At 70.0% G+C, this 18,759-nt stretch carries 16 protein-coding genes and 4 tRNA genes; 9 read left to right on the forward strand and 11 right to left on the reverse strand.

Annotation, left to right across the window (positions count from 1 at the left end; all coding sequences use genetic code 11):
- Nucleotides 1-32: 32 nt before the first annotated feature.
- Together thrS and OIE13_RS16360 are read right to left on the reverse strand one after the other, a co-directional pair.
- A complete protein-coding gene (thrS, locus tag OIE13_RS16355; protein ID WP_326830190.1) occupies nt 33-2,000 on the reverse strand; it encodes a threonine--tRNA ligase in 1,968 nt (655 codons plus the stop codon).
- 68 nt (nt 2,001-2,068) lie between these two features.
- Nucleotides 2,069-2,674 (reverse strand): glycoside hydrolase family 25 protein, encoded by a 606-nt coding sequence (locus OIE13_RS16360; RefSeq protein ID WP_326638777.1) that lies wholly within the window; start codon nt 2,672-2,674, stop codon nt 2,069-2,071.
- Between the two features lie 93 nt (nt 2,675-2,767).
- Between OIE13_RS16360 and dapD the strand changes: the two genes are divergently transcribed.
- A complete protein-coding gene (gene dapD, locus OIE13_RS16365; RefSeq protein ID WP_326638775.1) occupies nt 2,768-3,745 on the forward strand; it encodes a 2,3,4,5-tetrahydropyridine-2,6-dicarboxylate N-succinyltransferase in 978 nt (325 codons plus the stop codon).
- Nucleotides 3,746-3,918: 173 nt separating this feature from the next.
- The gene (locus OIE13_RS16370) at nt 3,919-4,533 is read left to right on the forward strand and encodes a hypothetical protein (RefSeq protein WP_326830191.1); all 615 of its coding nucleotides are present in this window, start codon (nt 3,919-3,921) and stop codon (nt 4,531-4,533) included.
- Between the two features lie 224 nt (nt 4,534-4,757).
- Here the strand turns inward: OIE13_RS16370 and OIE13_RS16375 are convergent, their stop codons facing one another.
- From OIE13_RS16375 to OIE13_RS16390, 4 genes are all read right to left on the reverse strand, one after another.
- The gene (locus OIE13_RS16375) at nt 4,758-5,420 is read right to left on the reverse strand and encodes a potassium channel family protein (RefSeq protein ID WP_326638771.1); all 663 of its coding nucleotides are present in this window, start codon (nt 5,418-5,420) and stop codon (nt 4,758-4,760) included.
- Nucleotides 5,421-5,554: 134 nt separating this feature from the next.
- A complete protein-coding gene (gene recQ, locus OIE13_RS16380) occupies nt 5,555-8,068 on the reverse strand; it encodes a DNA helicase RecQ (protein WP_326830192.1) in 2,514 nt (837 codons plus the stop codon).
- 792 nt (nt 8,069-8,860) lie between these two features.
- Complete coding sequence (locus OIE13_RS16385) at nt 8,861-9,142, reverse strand: hypothetical protein (RefSeq protein ID WP_326830193.1); 282 nt, start codon at nt 9,140-9,142, stop codon at nt 8,861-8,863.
- A gap of 85 nt (nt 9,143-9,227) precedes the next feature.
- A tRNA-Val gene (locus OIE13_RS16390) sits at nt 9,228-9,299 on the reverse strand.
- Between the two features lie 463 nt (nt 9,300-9,762).
- On the opposite strand from OIE13_RS16390, the gene OIE13_RS16395 reads away from it, so the two are divergent.
- On the forward strand, nt 9,763-10,179 hold the full coding sequence (locus OIE13_RS16395; protein WP_184547867.1) for an SsgA family sporulation/cell division regulator: 417 nt from the start codon (nt 9,763-9,765) through the stop codon (nt 10,177-10,179).
- A 40-nt stretch (nt 10,180-10,219) separates the two neighbouring features.
- On the opposite strand, the gene OIE13_RS16400 is transcribed toward OIE13_RS16395, so the two are convergent.
- Nucleotides 10,220-10,852: a DUF305 domain-containing protein gene (locus OIE13_RS16400; protein ID WP_326638763.1), complete on the reverse strand. Its 633-nt coding sequence runs from the start codon at nt 10,850-10,852 to the stop codon at nt 10,220-10,222.
- A 58-nt stretch (nt 10,853-10,910) separates the two neighbouring features.
- Here OIE13_RS16400 and OIE13_RS16405 point away from each other — a divergent pair, with 58 nt between their 5' ends.
- Complete coding sequence (locus tag OIE13_RS16405; RefSeq protein WP_326638762.1) at nt 10,911-12,314, forward strand: LVIVD repeat-containing protein; 1,404 nt, start codon at nt 10,911-10,913, stop codon at nt 12,312-12,314.
- A gap of 101 nt (nt 12,315-12,415) precedes the next feature.
- On the opposite strand, the gene OIE13_RS16410 is transcribed toward OIE13_RS16405, so the two are convergent.
- Nucleotides 12,416-13,246, reverse strand: coding sequence for an aminotransferase class IV (locus tag OIE13_RS16410; RefSeq protein WP_326638760.1), 831 nt, complete (start codon nt 13,244-13,246; stop codon nt 12,416-12,418).
- On the reverse strand, nt 13,243-14,262 hold the full coding sequence (locus OIE13_RS16415) for a chorismate-binding protein (protein ID WP_326830194.1): 1,020 nt from the start codon (nt 14,260-14,262) through the stop codon (nt 13,243-13,245). Before OIE13_RS16415 ends, OIE13_RS16410 begins: the two co-directional genes overlap by 4 nt.
- Before the next feature lie 147 nt (nt 14,263-14,409).
- On the opposite strand from OIE13_RS16415, the gene OIE13_RS16420 reads away from it, so the two are divergent.
- Complete coding sequence (locus OIE13_RS16420) at nt 14,410-14,559, forward strand: hypothetical protein (protein WP_326830195.1); 150 nt, start codon at nt 14,410-14,412, stop codon at nt 14,557-14,559.
- 44 nt (nt 14,560-14,603) lie between these two features.
- On the opposite strand, the gene hutH is transcribed toward OIE13_RS16420, so the two are convergent.
- Nucleotides 14,604-16,151: a histidine ammonia-lyase gene (gene hutH, locus OIE13_RS16425; protein ID WP_326830196.1), complete on the reverse strand. Its 1,548-nt coding sequence runs from the start codon at nt 16,149-16,151 to the stop codon at nt 14,604-14,606.
- A 150-nt stretch (nt 16,152-16,301) separates the two neighbouring features.
- Here hutH and OIE13_RS16430 point away from each other — a divergent pair.
- The 4 genes from OIE13_RS16430 (at nt 16,302) to manA (ending at nt 18,194) form a co-directional block, all read left to right on the forward strand.
- Nucleotides 16,302-16,373: transfer RNA gene (locus OIE13_RS16430), tRNA-Gly, on the forward strand.
- A 26-nt stretch (nt 16,374-16,399) separates the two neighbouring features.
- Nucleotides 16,400-16,470: transfer RNA gene (locus OIE13_RS16435), tRNA-Cys, on the forward strand.
- A gap of 14 nt (nt 16,471-16,484) precedes the next feature.
- Nucleotides 16,485-16,559 (forward strand) — tRNA-Val (locus tag OIE13_RS16440).
- A gap of 531 nt (nt 16,560-17,090) precedes the next feature.
- Complete coding sequence (gene manA, locus OIE13_RS16445; protein ID WP_326638754.1) at nt 17,091-18,194, forward strand: mannose-6-phosphate isomerase, class I; 1,104 nt, start codon at nt 17,091-17,093, stop codon at nt 18,192-18,194.
- Between the two features lie 135 nt (nt 18,195-18,329).
- On the opposite strand, the gene OIE13_RS16450 is transcribed toward manA, so the two are convergent.
- The gene (locus OIE13_RS16450) at nt 18,330-18,647 is read right to left on the reverse strand and encodes a helix-turn-helix domain-containing protein (RefSeq protein ID WP_326638752.1); all 318 of its coding nucleotides are present in this window, start codon (nt 18,645-18,647) and stop codon (nt 18,330-18,332) included.
- Nucleotides 18,648-18,759: the final 112 nt, after the last annotated feature.

Consider the following 18,759-nt stretch of genomic DNA (forward strand, 5'->3'; position numbering starts at 1 on the left):
TGGGATTCAGACCTGGACGCCCTGGAGGGGATTCAGACCTGGAGGCGGCGCTCGATCGCGTCGACGATCTCGGCGATCGCCTCGTCGACCGGGACCCCGTTCTTCTGCTCACCGTTGCGGAAGCGGAAGGAGACGGCACCGTTGGCGATGTCGTCGTCGCCCGCCAGCAGCATGAAGGGCACCTTGGACTTCTGCGCGTTGCGGATCTTCTTCTGCATCCGGTCGTCGGAGGCGTCGACCTCGATCCTGATACCCCGCTCGCGTGCCTTCTTGGCGACGTCCTGAAGATAGGGCACGTGTGCCTCGGAGATCGGGATGCCGACCACCTGAACCGGGGCGAGCCAGGGGGGGAACGCGCCCGCGTAGTGCTCGACCAGGACGCCGAAGAAGCGCTCGATCGAGCCGAACAGCGCCCGGTGGATCTTGACGGGACGCTGGCGGGTGCCGTCGGCGGCCTGGTACTCGAGCTCGAAGAGCTCGGGCAGGTTGAAGTCCAGCTGGATGGTCGACATCTGCCAGGTGCGGCCGATGGCGTCGCGGGTCTGCACGGAGATCTTCGGACCGTAGAAGGCGGCGCCGCCGGGGTCGAGGACGAGCTCCAGCTTCTCGGACTCGGCGACCTCGCGCAGCGTCTCGGTCGCCTCCTCCCACACCTCGTCGGAGCCGACGAACTTCTCCGGGTCCTTGGTCGACAGCTCCAGGTAGAAGTCGTCGAGCCCGTAGTCGCGGAGCAGGTCGAGCACGAAGCGCAGCAGCGACTTGAGCTCGTCGCGCATCTGCTCGTGAGTGCAGTAGATGTGCGCGTCGTCCTGCGTCATGCCGCGCACCCGGGTCAGACCGTGGATGACGCCGGACTTCTCGTAGCGGTAGACCGTGCCGAACTCGAACAGCCGCAGCGGCAGCTCCCGGTAGGAACGCCCGCGGGACCTGAAGATCAGGTTGTGCATCGGGCAGTTCATCGGCTTGAGGTAGTACTCCGCCCCCTCCAGCTCCATGGCCGGGAACATCCCGTCCTTGTACCAGTCGAGGTGGCCGGAGATCTCGTAGAGCTTGCTCTTGGTGATGTGCGGGGTGTTGACGAAGGAGTAGCCCGCCTCCTCGTGCCGCTTGCGCGAGTAGTCCTCCATGACGCGGCGGATCACGCCGCCCTTGGGATGGAAGACCGGCAGGCCGGAGCCCAGCTCGTCGGGGAAGGAGAACAGGTCGAGCTCGGCGCCCAGCTTGCGGTGGTCGCGCTTCTCGGCCTCCGCCAGGCGGTCGAGGTATTCGTCCTGCTTCTCGCGCGACTCCCAGGCGGTGCCGTAGATCCGCTGGAGCTGCGGGTTCTTCTCGCTGCCCCGCCAGTAGGCGCCGCCGGTGCGCATCAGCTTGAACGCCGGGATGGACCGGGTGGTCGGCACGTGGGGACCGCGGCACAGGTCCTTCCAGCACAGCTCGCCGGTCTTGGGGTCGAGGTTGTCGTAGATGGTCAGCTCCGCACCGCCCACCTCGACGCTCTCCTCGTCGGCGGCCCCGCCCTTGAGACCGATCAGCTCCAGCTTGTACGGCTCGGCGGCGAGTTCCTCGGCCGCCTGGTCGTCGGAGACTGGCCTGCGGGAGAAGAGCTGCCCCTGCTTGACGATCTCGCGCATCCGCTTCTCGATGCGCTTGAGGTCGTCGGGGGTGAACGGGTTCTTGACGTCGAAGTCATAGTAGAAACCGTTCTCGACCGGCGGGCCGATGCCCAGCCTGGCCTCGGGGAAGATCTCCTGGACGGCCTGGGCCATGACGTGCGCGGTGGAGTGGCGGACGATGGCACGCCCGTCGGGGCCGGCCGCCGGGACCGGCTCGATCACGTCGCCCTCGGCCACCGGGGCCGCGAGGTCCTTCAGTTCGCCGCCCGCGCGGGCGGCGACCACGGAGCGGCCGTCCGCCTCCAGCACCTCCCCGTACGTCGTGCCTTTCGCCACCACACGCGCGGCTCCGGCGAGGGTGATACGAATTTCTGGCACGGCCGACACGGTTGCTCCCTGGGAGACGTCGATGGATGGTCCGAAATCGATGCTACCGGTGTCGGCGACGCGATTTCTCAGGCGTCGCGGCTCCGGCGGTAGCCCAGCGAGGTCAGCTCGGCCCTGGTGCCGCGGAAGACGTTGCGATCCAGCGGCTTCTGCGAGTGCTGGTGGATGGTCCACCTCTGCCACGGCCTGGGCACCTGCGGCCTGCCCCGGGGCTGGTCGGGCGCGGCGATCCACAGCGGGTAGGCATCCAGCCCGGCGCAGTTGCCGTTCTGCGCGAACGCCTGGAACGTGTAGATCACCGGCTTCACCCCGGCCAGCGCGATGACCGCCTGGCACCAGCTGCGGGCGAACCGCGCCACCCTGGCGGCGGGCAGGTGGTCGTTGGTCTCCAGGTCGAGGGCGAGCAGATCGCCCCTGCGCAGCCCTCCGGCCCGCTGCACGATCTTCAAGAAGTGCACCGCCTGCACCTCGGGGTCGCCTGCGGGGCGGGCGAAATGGTAGGCGCCGCAGACGATCCAGCTCTCGCGCATGCCGTTCCAGTTGGTGCCGAACCACTTGTCGGTGAAGGTGCTCCCCTCACTCGCCTTGGCGAAGGCGAAGGAGACCCCGCTCTTCGCCTGCGCGCCCCAGTTGACGGCGCCCTGCCAGTTCGACACATCGATCCCCTGCAGCATGGCGGCCACGCTAACCGGACGACACCGCGGGCACACGCCCGACGCTCCCTCGGCATGCTGCCGTTGCGACCGCTTTGGCTAGGCTTGGTTGGCGTGAACGCAGCAGCTCAGATCTCCGGCGCGTACGCGACCGGTATCGCGACCATAACTTCCGGCGGAACCGTGCTCGACACGTGGTTTCCGTCCCCGCAGCTGGGCGAGCCCTCCTCGCCGGGCACCAGCCGGCTGAGCACGCAGGAGGCCGCCCAGGAGCTTGGCTCCGGGGTCGCCGCGCTGCTCGGCCCCGACGAGGACCGCGGCGTGGAGGTGGTCGCGGTGCGGACTCAGATCACCAAGCTGTCGGAGGCCCCGGCCGACGCCCACGACGCCTACCTGCGCCTGCACCTGCTGTCGGCGCGCCTCGTCCAGCCGCACGGCCTGAACCTGGACGGGCTGTTCGGCCTGCTCTCCAACGTGGTGTGGACCAACCACGGCCCGTGCGCCGTCGAGGGCTTCGAGCAGGTACGGCTCCGCCTGCGCGCCCGGGGCCAGGTGACCGTCTACGGCGTGGACAAGTTCCCCAGGATGGTCGACTACGTGGTGCCCACCGGCGTCCGGATCGCCGAGGCCGACCGGGTCCGTCTGGGCGCGCACCTGGCAAGCGGCACGACCGTGATGCACGAGGGTTTCGTCAACTTCAACGCCGGGACGCTCGGCGGCTCCATGGTCGAGGGCCGCATCTCGGCGGGTGTCGTGGTGGGCGACGGCTCGGACGTCGGCGGCGGCGCCTCGATCATGGGCACCCTGTCCGGCGGCGGCAAGCAGGTCATCTCCATCGGGCGGCGCTGCCTGCTGGGCGCCAACAGCGGCATCGGCATCTCCCTCGGTGACGACTGCGTCGTGGAGGCGGGCCTCTACGTCACCGCCGGGACCAAGGTGGTCCTGCCCGAGGGCCGGGTGGTCAAGGCTGCCGAGCTCTCCGGCGCCTCCGGCCTGCTGTTCCGCCGCAACTCCACCTCGGGCGCGGTGGAGGCCGTGCCCCGCCGGGGGACGGGCGTGGAGCTCAACAGCATCCTGCACGCCAACGACTGATCACCGGCACGCCTCCGCGCCCGCGGAGGCGTGCCGAAGGCCTTGGCCCCGCGGATGTTCGTCTCCGGGTCTCCCAGCTGGCAGGGTGGCCCCACGGACCTCACACCGGAGCGGTCGCCTCCGGTCTCCTGCCCGGATCTCGGGACCGAGGTCTCCGCGCTGGAAGGATTCAAATGACCGGTCAGGAGATGGCGGGCGACGGGAGCGGCGCGACGGCGGCGGCCCGGTGGGTGACGGGGCTGTTCGCACCGCAGGTGCTGGTCATCGGGCTGCCCCCGGTCGTCGGGCTGATGGCCGACGGATGGCGGGGAGGGGCATGGGGCCTGGTGGCCTCGGCCCTGTGCGGCGGCATTCCCGCCCTGGTGATCCTGACCGGAGTCCGCTCAGGACGGCTGGACTCCTACCATCTGGTCGACCGGGCGAGCCGGACGAGGCCGCTGCTGGTGGCGGTCGCGGCGGTGGTCGTCGCGCTGGTGCTGCTGATCTCCCTGGGTGCGCCCCGCCTGCTGGTGGCCACGGTGACCGCGATGCTGGCCGCGCTCACGGTGACGGTCCCGATCACCCTCAGGTGGAAGATCTCCTTCCACGCGGCCGTGTCCGCGGGCACCGTGGTGGTGCTGGCCCATGTGCTACCCGCGGCGCCCACCCTGGTCACGGGCGCGCTGGTGGTGGCGACGGTGTGCTGGGCGCGGGTCCGGCTCACCCACCACACGCCCGCCCAGGTCGCCGCCGGAGCCGTGACCGGCGCCGGAACGGCCTGGGCGGCACTGAGCGCCTTCGGCGTCTGAGCGGGGCGGGCGCGGTCAGCGCGTCGAGGCCGAAGATGTTGGACATCCAAACGGAGGAGAAACCGTCATCGGCCGCGCGGGCGATGCGCTCCCGCAGCTTGCCGAGCACGTCCGGTTCCTTCGGTTCGTTGAGCAACAGTCCGAATCGCATCGCTACCGAACTCCATCTCTCGTAAGCTCCGCCCAGTGCAGATCGACGACGGTGATCGCACACAGGCATCCGGTCACGGGAGTTCGGTGAACCGCTCCACCTGCTCGATCTTGCCCGCGATGACGATCACGTCCCCGTAGCTCAGCACGGTCCCGGAGTCGGCATAGGTGAACTCGTCGTACTGGCCCTTGACGCAGACCACCGTCACGCCGTACTTGCGCCGCAGGTTGGACTCGCCCAGGGGCACGCCGACGTACTCGCGGGGCGGCCGGGTCTTGACCACCGCGTAGTCACCGTCCACCTCCATGTAGTCGAGCATCCGCCCGTTGAGCAGGTGGGCCAGCCGCTCCCCCATGTCGTGCTCGGGGAGGATCACGTGGTGGGCGCCGACCCGCTCCAGAATGCGGCCGTGCTCGCGGCTGATCGCCTTGGCCCAGATGTCCTCGATCTCCAGCTCGACGAGCAGGGACGTGGTGAGGATGCTGGACTCCAGGTCGGTGCCGATGGCGACCACCGCCCGGTAGAAGTCGGGCACCCCGATCTGCCGCAGCGCCTCGATGTCCGTGGAGTCGGCGACGACGACATGGGGGAGCTTTCCCGCCAGGCTCTGCACCACCTTGGGGCGGCTGTCGATGGCCAGCACCTCGGTTCCCCTCCGGGAGAGTTCGAGCGCGAGGGAGCCGCCGAAGCGGCCGAGCCCGACGACCACCACGGGATCGTTTCTTCTGTCAGCCAACGATCGTCCTCTTTCGGAAGTCCGCAGCCGCGGGGGTCCGTCAACGCGAAGAGCCCGGAGGTGGACGACAGCCTCCAGGCTCCTACCTGCGTGTCACCGGCGGGCGCTCAGACCCGGATTCGCCCGATTCTACCTCAGGGGAACACCAAGAGGTCTTCCTCGTTCCCCGCGGGATCGGGACCGGATCCGGAGAGATCGGGACCGGATCCGGAGGCGGCGAGGGTGTCGAGAACCTGCAGGCCGTACTTGGCCAGCTTGTTCTCCCCGACCCCGCTCACCGTGCCCAGCTCGGCCAGGGACGAGGGGGACCGGGTCGCGATCTCGCGCAGGGTCGCGTCATGGAAGATCACGTACGCGGGCACGCCCTGTTCCTTCGCGACCGCTCCGCGCCAGGCGCGGAGCAGCTCGAACACCGGCACCGCCTCCTCGGGCAGCTCGGCGGGCTCGGCCCGGCGCGAAGTGGAGCTCTTCGCCGCCCTGGCGGCCCGAGCCGCCATCGTAGGCTCGCGCCGCAGCGGGACCTGACGCCTGCGCCCCAGGACCTCCGCGCTCGCCTCGGTCAGCACCAGCGTGCCGTAGTCGCCCTCGACGGCCAGCAGCCCTTGGGCCAGCAACTGGCGTACCACACCGCGCCACTCGGCCTCGCCCAGCTCCGTGCCGATGCCGAACACCGTCAGGCCGTCGTGGTCGTGCTGGATGACCTTGGCCGTCTTCTTCCCGAGGAGGATGTCGATGATCTGGCCCGCGCCGAACTTCTGACGGCGCTCGCGCATGAGCCGGAACACCGTCGACAGGACCTTCTGCGCGGCGACCGTGCCGTCCCAGGACTCCGGTGGCGACAGGCAGGTGTCGCAGTTGCCGCAGGCGGCGGCCTGCTGGCCGAAGTAGGCGAGCAGCAGCGCGCGGCGGCACTCGACCGCCTCGCACAGGGCGAGCATGGCGTCCAGATGGGTGGCCAGGCGGCGGCGGTGGGCGTCGTCGCCCTCCGAGGTGTCGATCATCTTGCGCTGCTGCACGACATCCTGGAGGCCGTAGGCGAGCCACGCGGTGGAGGGCAGGCCGTCGCGCCCCGCCCGGCCGGTCTCCTGGTAGTAACCCTCGATGGACTTGGGCAGGTCAAGATGGGCGACGAACCGCACGTCGGGCTTGTCGATGCCCATGCCGAACGCGATGGTGGCGACCATGACGAGGCCGTCCTCACGCAGGAAGCGCGCCTGGTTGGCGGCGCGGGTGCGGGCGTCGAGGCCCGCGTGGTAGGGCAGCGCGCGGATGCCGTTCTCCACCAGGAACTCGGCGATCTTCTCGACCGAGTTGCGCGACAGGCAGTAGACGATGCCCGCCTCCCCTGCGTGCTCGGCGCGAAGCAGTTCGAGCAGCTGCCGCTTGGGCTCGTTCTTGGGAGCGATGCGGTACTGGATGTTGGGGCGGTCGAAGCTCGCCACGAAGTGGCGGGCCCGCTCCAGGCTGAGCCTGGAGGCGATCTCGGCGTGGGTGGCCTCGGTGGCCGTGGCGGTCAGCGCGATGCGCGGCACGTCCGGCCAGCGCTCGTGCAGCGCGGACAGGGCGAGGTAGTCGGGCCGGAAGTCGTGCCCCCACTGGGCCACGCAGTGCGCCTCGTCGATGGCGAACAACGAGATCGTCCCGCTGTCGAGCAGGCGCAGCGTCGCGTCGACCCGCAGACGCTCCGGCGCCAGGTAGAGCAGGTCCAGCTCGCCGGAGAGGAAGGCCGACTCGACCTGGCGACGCTCCTCGAAGTCCTGCGTGGAGTTGAGGAACCCGGCCCGCACACCGAGCGCCGTCAGGGCGTCGACCTGGTCCTGCATGAGCGCGATGAGCGGCGAGATCACCACTCCCGTGCCCTTACGCACGAGCGCGGGGATCTGGTAGCACAGCGACTTGCCGCCACCCGTCGGCATGAGCACCAGGGCGTCGCCGCCGGCCACGACGTGGTCGATGATCTCCTGCTGGCCCGCCCGGAACGAGTCGTAGCCGAAGACGCGCTGCAGGACCCGCGACGCGTCGCTCACCTCGGGGTCGTTCTCGGGGAAAGGCATCGGATCATTGTATGAGGCACCCCCGACAGCCGGGGATGAACCGGCCACAAGACCGGCCGAGTCGGGGATGGAGAAGCGGGTGACCAGGGTGTCGGTGCTGGCCTTGGTGGTGAACTCGACGTAGCTGCCCGCCGTGTTCAGCGTCACCGCCCTGCGGCCCGACGCCTCACCCGCCAGGTCGCCGATGTTGCGGTTCGGGCCGATCACGGCCGCCCCGCCGCCGACGACGGCGTCCTCGGCCTCGTACATGTCGTACGGCATGTTGGCGCCGCGACCGACGAAGAACGGCTGGGTGGCCCAGGCCGCCGCCGGGGGCAGCTTCAGGATGATCTGGTCCACGTTGGTGACGGCTCCGAGGTCCACCTGGAGCCACTGTGGGAAGGCGTTGTTGCCGCTCTCCCAGTAGGTGTTGGCATTGCCGTCGGTGGCGTTGGCCTCGCCGTAGGGGGCGGCGGTGCTGCTTGACGAGGTCGCCTTACCCACCGCGAGGTTGGGGCCGGCCGCCGTGGCGGGTGAGGCCGCCCCGGCCAGGATGAGCAGGTTGGTCGCGGCCATCGCCGCCAACAGCCTTAACGCCAGGTACTGCTTTCTCATCGCGTTCCTCTACCTCTCGGCTGGAACGACAGGGTCAGGGGGAGGCCGCGGCCTCCGTCGCGCGACGTGCTCGGCACCTGCGGGGGGCGCCTCGCTCGCAAGATGCGGACTCCGGATGCCCGGACTCCGGCGGGCGGGCCGACCGGTGTGGTCCGCGGGGTCGGTTCGCGGGACCGGTTCGCGAGCCCTGGCCTGTTCGTCGCTGGGGGGTGCTGGTCGCCGGGTACACCACCGGCACAAGTTGCAAAGAACGGAGAGAATTTAACAGAGGCTTGCAATATTTTTGCATTGTGCTGGCCAAATGTTACATACGCGCTACGGCGCCGTCAACGGGTCGAAACGGACTGCCACTTCGCCCCCGACCCCCCGGGCGCGAATCGGCCCTCATGCCGACGAAACACCCGACATGTCACTCTTTTTCGGGAAAGTTCTTCCGCACCGAAAAGGCGTGGGACTCGCCCGCTCACCGAAAAGGCGGGGTGGGGACTCGCCCGGAGATCCGCCCGCCGGCGTGAACACTCCGCTGAGCGCGAGTCGACCCTGCCGGCACCGGCCGACCGTTGAGGTGCGGCAGTGCCGCCGCGGCGGGTTCGGCTCCGGCGAGTGAGGGGGCAGGAGGCGGCTCGACCACCTCGATCCTCGGCTGCGGCGCCGACCGTGACACCTGGTAAGGCTGGGCGGGTACGGCCGGCGCCGCATCGTCGCGAGTCGGACCGCGCTCGGCTCCTGGCATCGCGCACCGGGCAGGCGTCGTCGACGACCTGCCGGACCCGCACCCGGGCGGTCATACCGTCACGGAGCACCGGCGCCCCCAGGCACGACCGGCTGCACGACCGGCTGCACGGCCGTGCTCACCACGCTGCGGAGCCCGTCGCGCCGGCCGATGCTGGAAATGGCACCGCCGACGAGCTCACGGAGCTTGCCGACGTCAGGGCGCATGCCTTTGATCGCCGTCTCGATGGTGAGGAACGTGGCCTCCCTGCCGAGAAGCGGCGAGGGAGTGGGGGCGGTCACGGACCGTCCTGCGCGAGTCGCCCGCAGGTCGACGGCGAGCAGCCGGGAGCGCACGCGCACCGGCCCCACGGTCAAATCATGGTCAGATGATCGAGAAAGCCGGCCCGCTGGGTTGCGAACCGGCTTCTGACCTGGGAAAATAGCGTGGGCGATACTGGGATCGAACCAGTGACCTCTTCGGTGTGAACGAAGCGCTCTCCCGCTGAGCTAATCGCCCGCCCTGTCCAGCCCCTTGCGGTGCCGACGTGGAAAACCATACAGCAATCCGGGAGTGCTCGCGAAGCGGTGTCCGCCACTAAAGTGATCTTGAGAGATGACGCGCTCGGGAGGCAAAGCCCTGGGGATGCATCCGACGGGGGGCTACGGTGTCATAGCATCATCCTGATCCGCAGAAGCACCGAACGACCCAGGCTCGACCCGAATCACCCGAGACGCCCTACCAGGGAGTCGACGGTGACCAAAACGAGACGCAAAACCCTTGCAAATACGGCCCTGTTGGTGATGTTTAGCCCGGTAGATGCCCAAATGTCGCGCTGTGATGTGCGTTACAGAAGGGCGTTGAGGCGGAATCTTTCCTACAGGTTTCTTTGTTCCGCGTGATGGCTCATGCGGAGCGAAGTCCGCTTGAGAGCAGTGAAAGCCCCGAAGAGGGGACCGACGACGAAAAGGTTTGGCTGACGATGAACAGCGCCACCGTCTCTGCCGAGCTAGGCCTTCGGCTTGTGGTCCCCGACCGTACCACCGTCCCCCTGCTCGCCGGACTCAGCTACACGGCCGGTGATCCTTACGCGATCAGAATGGCCTTCCACGTAGGAAACGACGAACCGGTCGAGTGGATCTTCGCCCGCGAGTTGCTGACCGTCGGCATCGTGCGGCGGGTGGGCGACGGCGACGTGCAGGTGTGGCCGGCGCGTGCCGACGGCGAGCGCACGCTGCACATCAGTCTCACCTCGCCGTTCGGACAGGCGCTGTTCGAGGTGCCGCTGGCTCCGCTCACGGAGTTCCTGCACCGGACGTACGAGCTGGTGCCCGCGGGCCGCGAGACCGACTTCATGGATCTGGACGCCGAGCTCAGCAACATGCTCTGGAGTTCCTGACCCGTCCCGGGCCACCCCCTCCCGCGACGGAGCCGCCGGTCTACGCCGCGGTCCCGAGCAGACTCCGCATCCTGGCGATCTCGATGCCCTGGCCCGAGACGACGTCCTTGGCGGTGGCCAACATGGCCCGGTCGGTGCCCTCGCGCAACTGGAGCCCGGCCATCGCGACCGCCGCCTCGTGGTGAGCGATCATGAGGGTCAGGAAGAGCTTGTCGAAGGCCGCTCCCCTGGCCCCCCTGAGCCGGTTCATCTCCTCCAGCGTGACAGCGTGATCGTCATGCCCCACATGCCCTCGCGGTGCCCGGCCGACCGCCTCCAGCCATGACGTCATGGCCGCGATCTCCGGCCGCTGCGCAGCGGTGATCCGCTCGGCGAGTCTCCGCAGGACCGGCGAGGACGACCTGGCCGGGACCAGCTCCGCCATCTCCAGTGCCTGCCGGTGGTGCGGGATCATGCCCTCGGCGAACCGCACGTCGGCCGCCGTGACCCTGGCCTCGGACTCTCCGAGACTCTCGCCCGGCCTCGCCGTACGGCCCGCCTCGCCGGGGCCGCCCGGGACTATCACGGGGGCGCCGGTCTCCGCGACGAGCGGTGCCGATCGTCCCGGCCCCGCCTCCGTACATCCGCCAAGGACCGATGCCGCCAAGATCACCGCGATAACCTGACCTGGCATACGCATCCTCCGCATAGCTTCAATAATGGGGCAAGTGGACCGACGTAATGGGGGCACCGTGCGATCGACCGTGGCGTTCGGCCTGGCCGCGCTACTTCTTGTGGCCGGATGCGGGGCGGATCCAACCCCCTCGGCCCCACCGCCCGCGGCCGCCTCGTCCGCCCCGGAGGGGAGCACGAGTGCCGAGCGGACGGACGAGACCCCCTCTCCGGGGATCTCGGGGGACGGCACCCACAGCGCCAACGTCACGCACCTGGCCAACGTGCCGTTCGGCGCCCCGCTCGACGGGCCCCAGGCGTGGGGCACCGACCTGGCCTTCCAGGGCGACTACGCGTTCGCCGGCAACTTCGACGGCTTCAGCGTCTTCGACATCTCCGACCCCTCCCGCCCCTCGGTGGTCAGCCGGGTGCTCTGCCCCGGCGAGCAGAACGACGTCTCGGTGAGCGGGAACCTGCTGTTCCTGTCGATCGACTCCGCCCGGGTCGGCCCGGAGTGCGACGCCCAGCGCGGCGAGCCGGAGTCGGACGGCTGGGAGGGCATCCGGATCTTCGACATCGCGGACAAGTCCCACCCCAGGTTCGTCTCGGCGGTCCGCACCGACTGCGGCTCCCACACCCACACCCTCGTCCCCGGCGAGAACGCCGACAGGGTCTACCTCTACATCTCCTCACCCGGCCCCGAGCCGCGGTCGACGACCTGCTCGGCGCCGCACAACAAGATCTCCGTGGTCGAGGTGCCCGTCGAGGCCCCCGAGACCGCCAAGGTGGTTTCGAAGCCGGTGCTCTCCGACAAGCCCGGCGAGGACGGCCTCGGCGGCTGCCACGACATCACGGCCTACCCCGAGAAGAACCTGGCCGCCGCGGCCTGCTTCGGCGACGGGGTGCTGCTGGACATCACCGACCGGGTCAATCCCAAGGTGCTCCAGCACGTGAGCGACCGGGAGAACTTCGCCATCTGGCACTCGGCGACGTTCAACAACGACGCCACCAAGGTCGTCTTCGGGGACGAGCTGGGCGGCGGCGTGAGTGCGACCTGCGACTCCGGCACCCCCAGGACCAAGGGCGCCAGCGCCGTGTACGACCTCGGCAAGAACCGCAGGCTCACGCTCCGCGGCTACTTCAAGATCCCGAGGGAGCAGAGGTCCGACGAGAACTGCGTCGCGCACAACGGGTCGCTGCTACCTGTGCCGGGAAAGGACATCATGGTCCAGGCGTGGTACCAGGGCGGGGTGTCCATCTGGGACTTCACCGACGCGACCGCCCCCCGGGAGATCGGCTTCTTCGAGCGGGGCCCGATCTCGGGAGTCGGCGGCTCGTGGTCGGCGTACTACTACAACGGCCACATCTACTCCAGTGACATCACCAGGGGCCTGGACGTGCTCCGCGTCAACGACCCGCTGACCGATCCCGCCGCCAAGGTCAGGCTCAAGGAGCTGAACGCGCAGACCCAGGTGTCCTACTAGCCGGTCCCCCATCGGACGACCCCAGCCGGTCCCCCGCCGGACGACCGGCCTTCCGGCGGGGGTGTGCCCTCGCCGGAACCGGAAACCCGAAACCCGAAACCTCAGGGGTCGAGGTCGGCGGCGGAGCGCTCGGCGAAGACCTGCATGGCCTTGGCGGTGATCGGACCCGGCGCGGCGGGCAGCACGGTCTGGCCGACCGCGCGGATCGGCTGGATGTCACGGGTGGTGGAGGTCAGGAACGCCTCATCGGCCTCGTACAGGGCCGAGAGCGGGACGTCCTCCTCGGCTCCCCCGCACCACTCCAGCGCGAGCGCGCGGGTGACCCCGGCCAGGCAGCCCGAGGCGAGCGTGGGGGTGACCAGCCGGCCGTCGCGCACGACGAAGACGTTGCTGCCCGTGCCCTCGCAGAGGTCTCCCACGGTGTTCTCGAAGATCGCCTCGCTGCCGCCGGCGGCCTTGGCGTGGAACAGCGCCCTGGCGTTGTCTCCGTAGGAGGTGCTCTTCACCCCGGCGAGCGCGCCGCGCTCGTTGCGCGGCCAGGGCACGACCGTGACGTCGGCGGTGGCCGGGAACGGCTTCTGCTCGTCGACGATCACCACGGTCGTGCAGCCCTGGTCGCCCCGGTCGGAGCCGAGCGGCCCCGGGCCGCTGGTGTAGGTGACCCTGACTCGGCCGAGCCGCCACGGCGGAGCCTCGGCCAGGCAGGCGCGGATCCCGTCGGCGATCGCGTCGGTGTCGGGGTCGGGCAGTTCCATGCGCCGTGCCGAGAGCGTGAGCCGGTCAAGGTGGCGGGTGAGCGCGAACGTGGCGCCGTTCACGCACTTGATGGTCTCGAACACCCCGTCCCCGACCATCAGACCATGATCGAAAACCGAAACGGTGGCCTGATCCGGAGAGACGAGTGCCCCGTTGAGCCATATAGGTACATTCATGCGACTCCTTCTGAACCTGATGTTGATGCCAGAGCGATGAGCCGGGAGGCCTTCAGCTCGGTTTCGTCCCATTCGCGGCGCGGATCGCTACCCCAGGTTATGCCCGCGCCCGTACCGAAACGGATCTCACCGGACGACAGCCAGAACGTGCGGATTCCCACGGCCAGCGAAGCCCGCCGCCGGTCGGCGTCGACCCAGCCCACAGTCCCACAGTACGGCCCGCGCGGCTCGGGTTCGAGCTGATCGATGATACGCAGGGCCGAGGATTTCGGGGCCCCCGTCACCGACCCCGGCGGGAAGGTCGCACCGAACAGCTCGGGCCACCCGCACCCCGGCGCGAGCCGCGCCCTGACCGTGGAGACCAGGTGCACCAGACCGGGATGCTCCTCCACCTCACACAGGGCGGGCACGCTCACCGAGCCGACCTCGGCGACCCTGCCCAGGTCGTTACGGACGAGATCGACGATCATCACGTTCTCCGCGTAGTCCTTCTCCTGCAGGTCCTCCTCGGTGGCTCCGGTCCCCTTGATCGGCCTGGACTCGACCACGTCGCCGTCCCTGGACAGGTAGAGCTCGGGAGAGGCCGACACAACACTCAGCCCCGGCAGGCTCACCGCCGCGGCGTAGGGGGCGGGGTTGCCCTCCGCCAACCGTACGGCCAGTGCCAGCGGGTCCGGCTCCTCCCCCGTGGGCAGCGGCGCGCTCAGCACCCGGCACAGGTTGGCCTGGTAGACCTCTCCCCTCTCGATGTACGAGCGGATGCGCCGCACGCCGTCCTCATACGCGGCCCGGTCCAGGGAGCCGCGCCACGACGACGGGTGCGGCCCGCGCCAGGGGCCGCGTGGCACGGGCAGCGGGGCCTGGCGGACGTCGTCGAACTTGGCGCACGTCACCTTGCCCTCGTAGTCGACCACGACGGCCCACCACCCCGCACCATCCAGTGCGGCCAGGTCTGTGGTGACATCTCGGAGCCCCGTGGCCAGATATCCGGTGACATGCGCAAAAGAGTCATGCACCGCCCTATTGTCTCGCTCGTCCGGTCAGCAGGCACACCAGGGTGCGGGCAGCGGAACGGGCGGCAGGGCCGCGTAAACGGTCCTGCCGGGGGCGAGCTCGCCGGGGGGCGAAGCACCGGATCGGGCGGTACGGCGGCGGTGCGGCGGATGCTCACGGACGCGGTACCGGGACTGCGGGCCGGAACCGTGGTCGCGGAGATGCCGACGATCGGGCCGGGGCTGCGGTCCGGTGACCGTCCCGGCGGTTACGACAGGGGGCCGGTGACCGTCTCGGCGGTTACGACAGGGGGCCGGTGACCGTCTCGGCGGTTACGACAGGGGGCCGGTGACCGTCTCGGCGGTTACGACAGGGGGCCGGTGACCGTCTCGGCGGCGGCGACGACCGCGTTGCCCGCGACGAGCCCGACCACCGTCTCGATCTCCGGTGCGAGGAAGCGGTCGGGCCCCGGGCCGGGGACGGACTGGCGCAGTGCGGCCAGCACGGCTCCGGTCGCCGGGGCGGGCCGCAGCGGGGCGCGCAGATCCAGGGCCCGCGCGGCGGTGAGGATCTCCACCGCGAGCACCCGGGTGAGGCCGTCCACCGAGCGGCGCAGCTTGCGCGCGGCCGACCAGCCCATGGAGACGTGGTCCTCCTGCATGGCGGAGCTCGGGATCGAGTCGACGCTCGCGGGCACGGCCAGGCGCTTGAGCTCGGAGACCACCGCCGCCTGGGTGTACTGAGCGATCATGTGGCCGGAGTCGACACCGGGATCGTCGGCGAGGAAGGCCGGTAGGCCGTGGCTGCGTGCCACGTCCAGCATGCGGTCGGTGCGGCGTTCGGAGATGCTCGCCATGTCCGCGACCGCGATGGCGAGGAAGTCGAGCACGTAGCCGACGGGGGCGCCGTGGAAGTTGCCGTTGGACTCCACCCGGCCGTCGGCCAGGACCACCGGGTTGTCGATCGCCGAGGCGAGTTCCCGTCCGGCGACCGAGGCGGCGTGCGCCAGGGTGTCACGGGCGGCACCGGCGACCTGCGGGGCGCACCGCAGGGAGTAGGCGTCCTGGACGCGGGTGCAGTTGCCGTCCCGGTGGGACTCCATGATCCGCGAGCCCGCGAGCAGTGCCCTGAGGTTGGCGGCACTGGCCGCCTGCCCGGGGTGCGGGCGCAGTGCCTGCAGGTCGGCGGCGAAGACGCGGTCGGTGCCCAGCAGCGCCTCCACGCTCATGGCCGCGCCGATGTCGGCGACCTTGAACAGCCGGGCGAGGTCGTCCATGGCCAGGATGAGCATGCCGAGCATGCCGTCGGTGCCGTTGATGAGCGCGAGCCCCTCCTTGGCCACCAGTTCGACGGGCTCGATGCCCGCCCGCTTGAGCGCCTCCGCGGCGTCGACCCGCTCGCCGGCGGCGTCCCGGACGACGCCCTCACCCATGATCGTGAGGGCCACGTGGGAGAGCGGCGCGAGGTCGCCGGAGCAGCCGAGGCTGCCGTACTCGTGCACGACGGGGGTGATCCGCGCGTTGAGCAGGCTCTCCAGCACCTTGGCCGTCTTCGGGCGCACGCCGGTGTGGCCGGTGGCCAGGGTGTGCAGGCGCAGCAGCATCATCGCGCGGGTCACCTCGACCTCGACCTCGGGGCCGGATCCGGCGGCGTGCGAGCGGACGAGGGAGCGCTGCAGCTGTGCGCGGAGCGCCGGGTCGATGTGCCGGGTGGCCAGGGCGCCGAACCCGGTCGAGACGCCGTAGGCGGGGGTGGGGCTCTCGGCCAGTTCGTCCACGCGCGTGCGGGCCGCGGCCATGGCGGCCACGGCGTCGTCGGTGAGACGCACGGTGGCACCGTACCTGGCGACCTCGACGACCTGCTCGAAGCTCAGCGGCTCCGGCCCGACGTTCACGACCTCGTTGTCGCGCATGCTGTCACTCTCTCGCGTAGGTTGAACTTGGTAACTGGTGAACCCATTGCTGGCTCCTTACATCTCACGATACCGGTAGCGCTCGGTTTGGGGAGTGGCCGGGTATTCGCTAGAGTTCTCGCAGTGAGTCCGGGCAGGTCCCGGAGGCACGCGGAAGTGGCTCAGTGGTAGAGCATCACCTTGCCAAGGTGAGGGTCGCGGGTTCGAATCCCGTCTTCCGCTCGGAAGGGACTCCGGTCCCCCCACTCGGTGGAGTGGCCGAGAGGCGAGGCAACGGCCTGCAAAGCCGTGTACACGGGTTCAAATCCCGTCTCCACCTCTGGTTCGCAGCGAGGACGATTAGCTCAGCGGGAGAGCGCTTCCCTGACACGGAAGAGGTCACAGGTTCAATCCCTGTATCGTCCACCATCGCTCATGGCGACCATGAGCGGATCAGATCGAACAGCCGTCAAAGTTCCGGTTCGGGGCCTTGGCGGCTTCGTGCTCTTCCGGCCGGTCGCCGGTGGACCGCGGCCGCGGGCCGGATCACACTCGGCACCGCCGTCCACCGCCGGAGTGCCCACCCGCACCAAGCGCACCGCCCGACTCGGTGGCGGCCTCCATAACGTGCCACCCCCGGACATAGCGCGCGGCCCCGGATGTCGGGAGTGCCCCTGCCGGTGCCGTCATCCGTCACCTCGCGGTCGACGGACCTGTTCACCCGATCTTGGCCGCGTATTCGCGGTCGAGAGACATCGAAGACGCGTAGCATCGGCGTTCGCGGCATTCATTCGTTTCCCGCTCGGATTCACGGACACGGAGGGTCATGAACAGCTCCTTCATCCCCGCCGCCCGCGCGGCGGCCGGCACGACCGGGCCGGGCGACGTCCCCGCGTCACGACGGTCCCCCCTGCCGGGGAACGGCGGCGGACCGCGCGGAACCGCTCTGTTGGAGACGTCATGACGGATCTGCTGCGCAATCCCGTGAAGAACTACGACTGGGGATCGCGCACGGCCATCGCCACGCTGGCCGGGCGTCCCTCCCCCGCGGAGCGGCCCGAGGCGGAGATGTGGCTCGGCACCCACCCGTCCGGCTCCTCGTCGGTGCTGCGTCAGGGAGCTTGGCACTCCCTCGCCGAGACGGTGGCCGCCGACCCGATGGCCGAACTGGGGAAGGAGACCGTCAAGCGGTTCGGCACGCGGTTGCCGTACCTGCTGAAGCTGATCGCCGTGGACCTGCCGCTGTCACTGCAGGTTCACCCGTCGCGGCGGCAGGCGGAGGAGGGCTACGCCAGGGGCGTCTACGTCGACCCGTTCCCCAAGCCCGAGTTGATCTGCGCACTGACCCCGTTCACCGCGCTGGCCGGGTTCCGTCCGCCGCGAGAGGCCGCGGCGCTCATCGGCGGGCTGGGCGTGCCGGACCTGGAGCCCGTCGTGGCGCCGCTGGCGGCCGGGGACGCCTCCGCCGCGCTCCACGCGCTGGTGGAGTGGCCGAAGGAGGGCAGGGGGGATCTTGTGGCCGCGATCGCGCGGGCCGCGTCGGCCGCCGGCGGCCCCGACAACGAACCGGTCGTACGCCTGGCCCGCATCCACCCCGAGGACCCGGCCTGCCTCGCCCCGCTGTTCCTGCAGCGCCATGAGCTGCGGCCCGGTGAGGCGCTGTTCCTGGACGCGGGAGTCCTGCACTGCTACCTGAGCGGTTTCGGTGTGGAGATCATGGGCAGCTCCGACAACGTGCTCCGCGCGGGGCTGACCGGCAAGCCGATGGACGTCGACGAGCTGCTGCGCGTCACCGACCCCTCGATCTCGCCCCTGCCGGTCGAGCCGGTCGGCAACCTCTACCACACGCTCGCCCCGGAGTTCCGCCTCGGCACGGCCGTCCCGGGCTCCGGGCTCCCCCTGGAGGGGGGGATACCGCGCATCCTGGTGTGCACCGAGGGCAAGGTCGAGGTCGGCGGGCAGGTTCTACGGTCGGGCGAGTCCGCCTTCGTCCCCGCCTCCTATGGCGCGGTTGAGCTGCGCGGCCCCGGAACGATCTTCTGGGCTGAACCCGGCGTCGGCTGACCCGCCACACCGTGACCGGGCCGCCGACCCCGGCTACCGCAGGCTCCCCGTCCCCGTCCACCCCGCGTCCGCAGGGTGGACGGGAGAGGGCGGTCGACGGCCCGGCCCGTGGCCGTCGCCCACGAACCGGGCCGGTCACTCCGTGCCGCGGTCGGTGAGGCGCGCGTCCCGTCGGCCCTGGCCGAGCTCGTCGGCCCGCAGCGCGAGGAGGACGTCGGGGCGCAGCAGCCGGGAGGAGCCGTCCAGTTCCAGGAGCCCGAGGATGCGGCGCAGGCGGTAGCTGACGGTGTTCTCGTGGATCGACAGGTGCTGCGCGGTCAGCCGTACCGACAGGCCGCAGGCGAGATAGGCCCGCAGGGTCTCGATGAGCGCCGGGCTGGGCCGCAACGGGGTCAGCACCGTGTCCACCAGGCGGCGGGCGTCGAGGGGGCTATGGGCTGTTGATTGCTTCATCAGTGGTTATCAGTTCTCCTTTGGCCTTCTCTGTCCGGCGGGCCGAGGTGTGGCAGGAGGCGGTACGCGCTGTCGGGGTTGGGTCCCGTGCCGTTGGCGGGCTTTCCTGCTG

Source organism: Streptosporangium sp. NBC_01810 (genome assembly GCF_035917355.1).
Taxonomy (GTDB): domain Bacteria; phylum Actinomycetota; class Actinomycetes; order Streptosporangiales; family Streptosporangiaceae; genus Streptosporangium.

Coding starts and splice junctions, on each gene's coding strand:
- OIE13_RS16410 (WP_326638760.1), bottom strand. CDS start 13,246: ATGAATGTACCTATATGGCTCAACGGGGCACTCGTCTCTCCGGATCAG.
- OIE13_RS16420 (WP_326830195.1), top strand. CDS start 14,410: ATGCTCACGGACGCGGTACCGGGACTGCGGGCCGGAACCGTGGTCGCG.
- OIE13_RS16400 (WP_326638763.1), bottom strand. CDS start 10,852: ATGCCAGGTCAGGTTATCGCGGTGATCTTGGCGGCATCGGTCCTTGGC.
- OIE13_RS16450 (WP_326638752.1), bottom strand. CDS start 18,647: ATGAAGCAATCAACAGCCCATAGCCCCCTCGACGCCCGCCGCCTGGTG.
- OIE13_RS16395 (WP_184547867.1), top strand. CDS start 9,763: ATGAACAGCGCCACCGTCTCTGCCGAGCTAGGCCTTCGGCTTGTGGTC.
- recQ (WP_326830192.1), bottom strand. CDS start 8,068: ATGAGAAAGCAGTACCTGGCGTTAAGGCTGTTGGCGGCGATGGCCGCG.
- manA (WP_326638754.1), top strand. CDS start 17,091: ATGACGGATCTGCTGCGCAATCCCGTGAAGAACTACGACTGGGGATCG.
- OIE13_RS16370 (WP_326830191.1), top strand. CDS start 3,919: ATGACCGGTCAGGAGATGGCGGGCGACGGGAGCGGCGCGACGGCGGCG.
- OIE13_RS16360 (WP_326638777.1), bottom strand. CDS start 2,674: ATGCTGCAGGGGATCGATGTGTCGAACTGGCAGGGCGCCGTCAACTGG.
- hutH (WP_326830196.1), bottom strand. CDS start 16,151: ATGCGCGACAACGAGGTCGTGAACGTCGGGCCGGAGCCGCTGAGCTTC.